This is a genomic window from Streptacidiphilus carbonis (assembly GCF_000787775.1).
In the GTDB taxonomy this organism is placed as follows: Bacteria; Actinomycetota; Actinomycetes; order Streptomycetales; family Streptomycetaceae; genus Streptacidiphilus; species Streptacidiphilus carbonis.
Genome location: NZ_BBPM01000006.1, coordinates 243,964 through 248,000, shown reverse-complemented (window position 1 = coordinate 248,000; position 4,037 = coordinate 243,964). Strand labels below are relative to the sequence as shown.

Below are 4,037 nucleotides of genomic sequence, written 5' to 3'. Positions count from 1 at the left end.
ACCTGCATTCCCCACCGTCGGCACAGCCACGGTGGGTGGCTTCCATGGCGCCGCCGATGCCACCCACCCCGCCCGTGCGTGTCGAGGTTCACTGCCCGGAGGCGCTCACCACCGCGTCCCCGGCGTCGGACCGGTAGTAGAGGACCGAGCGGCCCGACCGCCTGCGCCGTACCAGCCCGGAGTCGTGCAGCACCTTGAGGTGTCGGCCGACCGAGCCCAGTCCCTGCCCGGTCAGCGCGACCAACTGGGTGGTGCTCTTGGGGCTCGCCAGCAGCACCAGTACGGCTGCCCGCCCCGGGCCGAGCAGGGCGGCCAGCGCCTTGGGCGCCTTGGGCGCATGCCCGGCCTCGGCCAGCGTTCCCGCACACGGGTACACCACCGCGTAGCGGTGCTGTGGACTCGGCGCGGGTGGCGGCACCGGCTCCACGCCGTCGGTCGGCTTGGGATCCCAGGAGACCCAGCCCTGACGGGGCGTCACCGGGGCGAACAGCAGTTGCGCGCCGGAGATCTCCCGTGGCGGGTAGTCGTGTCCGTTGATCTGCAGCCGCCCGTCGCCCAGCCAGCGCATGCCGGGCCGCATGGTGTCGAAGGAGCCGGCCCAGCCGCCCTGGCCCAGCTCCGCGGTGCGGGCGACGATGTCCGCCTCCAGCACCCGTCGGCGCTGCGGCCAGTAGGGCAGCACCGTCTCGGTCCACACCCATTCCAGTAGCTCGGCGGCGCGCCGTGGCAGGTCGGAGCGGTGCAGCAGGTCGGGCAGCGGGCCGCCGAGCGAGACGGTCAGATTGGTGCGGGCGACCTCGGGGGAGGCCTCGCGGACCCGGACCACCTCCCGCTCGAAGGTCGGCTCGCGCTCGGCGCCGGGCGTGGGGGTGAGGAAGTCCGCGATCCAGTTGCGGCCCAGGGCGGCCCGGATCAGCAGGGCCGTGACCGGGTCGGCGGCCAGCCTGCCGCGGTAGTCGGCCAGGTGCGCGTCCAGCCAGGCGCGTTCGCCGGGGTGCGCGGCAGCCCTGCGCTCCAGGGCCTTGAGGCTGGCGGTGGCCTCCGCCAGCGGCGAGACCACGAACCTGCTGCCCGCCAGGGTGTCCGCGTTGACCTGCCACCAGCCCATGGTTTCGCCTCCCCGCGAAACTCTAACGCCTGCGTCGCGGCCGCCCGGAGACTGCCGCATGCGCACTTACCGGCAGCTCTTCCGGATTCCCGAGTTCACCCCGTTCTTCCTCACTTCGGCCACCCAGGTCGCCGCCTCGACCGTGAGCGGACTGGCGCTGGGCACCCTGGTGTTCAACACCACCGGCTCGCCGCTGCTCTCCTCGCTGGCCATGTTCGGACCCTCGCTGGCGCAACTGCTGGGAGCGGCCACTCTGCTCTCCGCGGCCGACCGGCTGCCGCCCCGGGCGGCGATGAGCGGGCTGGCACTGCTGTTGGCACTGGGCACCGCCGCCCAGGCCGTGCCCGGCCTGCCGGTGTGGGCGGCGTTCGTGCTGCTGTTCGGCCAGGGCCTGCTGTCCTCCCTCGGCGGCGGGGTCCGCTACGGGTTGCTGAACGAGATCGTGGTCAAGGAGGGCTATCTGCTCGGCCGCTCACTGCTCAACATGGCCTCCGGCACCATGCAGATCTGCGGCTACGCGGCCGGCGGCCTGCTGCTGGCCGGGCTGTCGCCGCGCGGCACGCTGCTGGTCGGCTCGGCCCTCTACGCCGGCGCGGCACTGGTGGCGCGGATCGGGCTGGGCGCGCGGCCCGCGCGTTCGGCCGGGCGGCCGTCGGTCGCCGAGACCTGGCGCACCAACGCCCGGCTGTGGTCCGGGAAACCGCGCCGCTACGTCTACCTGGCGCTGTGGGTGCCGAACGGGCTGATCGTCGGCTCCGAGTCGCTGTTCGTGCCGTATGCGCCGGTCCACTCCGGGCTGCTCTTCGCGTCCGCCGCGATCGGCATGCTGGCCGGGGACACCCTCGCGGGCCGGTTCATTCCGTCCCGCTGGCGCGAGCGGCTCGGCGCGCCGATGCGGCTGCTGCTCGCCGCCCCCTACCTGGTCTTCGCACTGCGGCCGTCGCTGCCGGTCGCGCTGGTGGCGGTGGCGCTGGCGTCGGTCGGGTACTCCGCCGGCCTGCTGCTGCAGGAGCGGCTGATGGCGCTGGTGCCGCAGGAGTTGAGCGGGCACGCGCTGGGGCTGCACTCCTCGGGGATGCTGGCCATGCAGGGCGTGGGCGCGGCACTGGCCGGGGCGGTCGCCACCAGGACCTCGCCCGCTGCGGCGATGGCGCTGATGGCGGTCGCCTCGCTGGCCGTCACCTGTCGGCTGGCACCCGGGCTGAAGGCTCCCGTACCGGCCCGGGAGCGTGGGATGCTGGTCGGGTGACGCCTGAGGACCTTGTGCAGCTGCGACGCGCGCGCGACCGGATGGACCGCGAGTACGCGGAGCCGCTCGACGTCGACGCGCTGGCCCGGACGGCGCTGATGTCGGCCGGCCACTTCGCCCGCAGCTTCCGCGCCGCCTACGGGGAGACCCCGTACGGCTATCTGATGACCCGGCGGGTGGAGCGGGCCAAGGCGCTGCTGCGGCGCGGGGACCTCACCGTCACCGAGGTGTGCTTCGCGGTGGGCTGCTCCTCGCTGGGGTCGTTCAGCTCCCGTTTCACCCAGCTGGTCGGCGAGACCCCGAGCGCCTACCGGGCCCGCGACCACGGTTCCGGGGCCCAGATCCCGGCGTGCTACGCCAAGGTCTACACCCGCCCGGTCCGCAACGGGTCAGGCAGCAGATCGGGAAACGGATCAGGAACGGAGAAGCCGTAGCGGCGGGTCGGCCCTTAGCGTTGGGCCCATGGATCTCAAGCTCTCACACTGCTTCCTCGCCGTCGACGACCATGAGGCCGCGCTGGTGTTCTACCGCGACGTCCTGGGCCTGAAGGTGCGCAACGACGTCGGGTTCGAGGGGATGCGCTGGGTGACGCTCACCCCGCCGTCCCAGCCCGACCTGGAGATCGTGCTGGAGCCGCCGCACGCCGCCCCCGGTATCTCAGATGACGACAAGCGGGCGATCACCGAACTGATGGCCAAGGGCATGTTCGGCCGCCTGGTCTTCGTCACCGAGGACGTGGACGCGACCTTCGAGCGGATCGAGGCCTCCGGCGCCGAGGTGCTCCAGGAGCCGATGGACCAGCCGTACGGGGTGCGTGACTGCGCGTTCCGGGATCCGGCGGGGAACGTGCTGCGGTTCAACCAGCCCCGCGCGGGCGCGTAGCGGGAGCGGGGGGACCGAGATGCCGTCACTTCCCGAATGGCCGTCGCCCGCAACGGCGGACCTGGTCACCTTCGGCGCGGACGGGACCGGCGACGTCGGAGAGCTGCACGCCATACCGGTGTCCGCACCGGTGCGCGCCGACGAGCGCACCATCCTGCTGAGCCTGCACCACAGCCGTGACTCGCTGGCCAGGCTGCGGGCCCGGCCCGAGGTCGCGCTGCTGGTCCGGGCCGAGGGGTGCGCCTTCACCGCACACGGGACGGCCCGGATCGCGGCGCGGGCGATGGCCGGGGCCCCGGACTGGTGCGCCGTCGAGATCAGCGTCAGCCAGGTCGACGACCACCGCGAGGGCGGCCGGGAGAGCCGGGACGGGCTGGAGGACCGGCTGGGCACCCTGCGGCAGCTCGCCGCGGTCCGGCAGCGCTGCCGGGTCGCCGCGGGTGGGCTGCCGACCGACCGTCAGGAGGGGGCCGGCCCGCGGCCGGGCGCCGGGTGAGGGGGCCGTCCGGTCGCGCGGACGTCCGAGCCGGCGCCTGAGTGGGCGTCAGCAGTCGCAGTCGCAGCCATCACAGCATTCGCAGCATTCGCAGCACTCCAGGCCCTCACAGCAGTCGAGGTCGTTGCACGGGCCCTGGCGGCGGCGGCCGTTGCAGGGGTCCTCGTAGTCCTCGCGGCAGCAGGCCTGGCAGGTGCAGCAGAGCAGGGCCCACATCGCGCACCCGGCGATCGGGTTGCGGCGGCGCGGCGGGGGCGGCGGGGGTATGTCGAAGGGGCCGCGTGGGCCCGCAGGTCCGTAGG

Annotated in this window: 5 protein-coding genes and 1 pseudogene; 4 read left to right on the top strand and 2 right to left on the bottom strand. The window is 73.7% G+C overall.

The features are described 5' to 3' along the window. Nucleotides 1-88 precede the first annotated feature (88 nt). Nucleotides 89-1,108 (bottom strand): ArsR family transcriptional regulator, encoded by a 1,020-nt coding sequence (locus tag TR46_RS07350; RefSeq protein WP_042395479.1) that lies wholly within the window; start codon nucleotides 1,106-1,108, stop codon nucleotides 89-91. A 58-nt stretch (nucleotides 1,109-1,166) separates the two neighbouring features. Between TR46_RS07350 and TR46_RS07345 the strand changes: the two genes are divergently transcribed. From TR46_RS07345 to TR46_RS37725, 4 genes are read left to right on the top strand one after another with little or no spacing between them, the layout of a single operon-like run. Next, complete coding sequence (locus TR46_RS07345; RefSeq protein ID WP_042395475.1) at nucleotides 1,167-2,357, top strand: MFS transporter; 1,191 nt, start codon at nucleotides 1,167-1,169, stop codon at nucleotides 2,355-2,357. Then, a complete protein-coding gene (locus TR46_RS07340) occupies nucleotides 2,354-2,791 on the top strand; it encodes a helix-turn-helix transcriptional regulator (protein ID WP_042395471.1) in 438 nt (145 codons plus the stop codon). Before TR46_RS07345 ends, TR46_RS07340 begins: the two co-directional genes overlap by 4 nt. Nucleotides 2,792-2,819: 28 nt before the next feature. Beyond that, complete coding sequence (locus tag TR46_RS07335) at nucleotides 2,820-3,239, top strand: VOC family protein (RefSeq protein ID WP_042395470.1); 420 nt, start codon at nucleotides 2,820-2,822, stop codon at nucleotides 3,237-3,239. A 19-nt stretch (nucleotides 3,240-3,258) separates the two neighbouring features. Next, on the top strand, nucleotides 3,259-3,735 hold the full coding sequence (locus TR46_RS37725) for a hypothetical protein (protein ID WP_052432599.1): 477 nt from the start codon (nucleotides 3,259-3,261) through the stop codon (nucleotides 3,733-3,735). A gap of 48 nt (nucleotides 3,736-3,783) precedes the next feature. On the opposite strand, the pseudogene TR46_RS44040 reads toward TR46_RS37725, so the two are convergent. Beyond that, nucleotides 3,784-4,037: pseudogene (locus TR46_RS44040) on the bottom strand (hypothetical protein); the annotation flags it as partial.

Excerpts from the sequence above, each read along its gene's own strand:
- TR46_RS07335 (WP_042395470.1), top strand. The coding sequence starts at position 2,820 with ATGGATCTCAAGCTCTCACACTGCTTCCTCGCCGTCGACGACCATGAG.
- TR46_RS37725 (WP_052432599.1), top strand. The coding sequence starts at position 3,259 with ATGCCGTCACTTCCCGAATGGCCGTCGCCCGCAACGGCGGACCTGGTC.
- TR46_RS07345 (WP_042395475.1), top strand. The coding sequence starts at position 1,167 with ATGCGCACTTACCGGCAGCTCTTCCGGATTCCCGAGTTCACCCCGTTC.
- TR46_RS07350 (WP_042395479.1), bottom strand. The coding sequence starts at position 1,108 with ATGGGCTGGTGGCAGGTCAACGCGGACACCCTGGCGGGCAGCAGGTTC.